Raw genomic sequence first — 734 nt, forward strand, 5'->3', positions numbered from 1 at the left:
GAGTCCGCGGGCCGGCTGCCGGGTGCCGATTCGTCGCCGGGCGCGGCCGGCCTTGCGCTCGCGCGCCGCTATGCGCTTGGCGCGGCGGCGGTCGCGCTCGCGGCGCTCGGGTGCGTGCCGCGCGCACCCGGCTGGGCGCTGGCGGCCGGGTGGGTCGCGCTGGCGCTCGCCTGTGTCGCGTGGATCTACCGGCGCGGCGCGCCCGGCGCATTCCAGAAGGACGCGCACGGGCGGTTCCCGGTCGTCATGCGCTGGCTGCTCGCGCCGACGATTGCGGGCGCGTTCATCAATTCGCGGCTGTGGACGTTCCGGCAGCCGGCGCCGGTACGGATCGACGAACGCGTGTCGATCGGGCGTACACCGACCACGCGCGACGTGCGCCGCCACGGCTTCACGGCGCTGGTCGACCTGACCGCCGAAATGCCGCGCTGGGCGTCGGTGGATGCGTCGCTCGCGTATGCGACCGTGCCGCAGCTCGATCTCGTCGCGCCGACGGCCGGGCAACTCGCGCAGGCCATCGCGGCGCTCGAACGCCTGCATGGGGAAGGGCGCGACGTGCTGGTCTGCTGCGCGCTCGGCTACGGGCGCAGCGTACTGTGCGCGGCCGCGTGGCTGGCGGCGCGACGCGGGCTGGGCGATGCGAGATCGGAAGAGCGTCGTGGAGGGAAAGAGGGTTGGGCTAGGTGTAGAGCTCGGGGGTCGCTGGATGAGTAAGAAAAAAAGGAAGACAATGA

General features: G+C 72.9%; 1 protein-coding gene. It reads left to right on the forward strand.

Features of this window, described 5'->3' with window-relative positions; translation table 11 throughout:
• A partial coding sequence (locus tag G3N96_RS38900; protein WP_346778943.1) for a dual specificity protein phosphatase family protein occupies positions 1-714 on the forward strand: 714 nt, incomplete at its 5' end.
• Between the last annotated feature and the right edge of the window lie 20 nt (positions 715-734).

It is taken from the genome of Burkholderia sp. Se-20373 (genome assembly GCF_017104705.1).
Classification (GTDB): domain Bacteria; phylum Pseudomonadota; class Gammaproteobacteria; order Burkholderiales; family Burkholderiaceae; genus Burkholderia.